The organism is Acinetobacter sp. TUM15071 (genome assembly GCF_008980925.1).
Lineage (GTDB): Bacteria > Pseudomonadota > Gammaproteobacteria > Pseudomonadales > Moraxellaceae > Acinetobacter > Acinetobacter dispersus.
Window position 1 is genome coordinate 1 of the sequence record NZ_BKGB01000093.1, and the last position, 239, is coordinate 239.

General features: G+C 55.6%; 1 protein-coding gene. It reads right to left on the reverse strand.

The annotated features are described in order from the left end of the window. Nucleotides 1–239: Ig-like domain-containing protein (locus GBI66_RS19370; protein ID WP_228267319.1), on the reverse strand; the 239-nt coding region annotated here is incomplete at both ends.

Here is a 239-nt window from a genome sequence, read left to right on the forward strand (position 1 = left end):
AGTACCGCACCCGCTGGGTTCGGTGGTAGGCTGTCCACCACTTCACTGCCTGGTAATGATGGGTTGCCTGCTGGGTCAGTGGCAATCGCTGTCACCGTACTGCCATCTGGCCAGTTACCTGGGTTTGGTGTGGTCCATACCCCTGTGGTTGGATCTGTTGGTACTTGAACCGTCGTACCATTCGGGAAGGTCACCGTTACGGTTGAACCTGGTTCTGCTGTACCGGTAATTGGATCTGT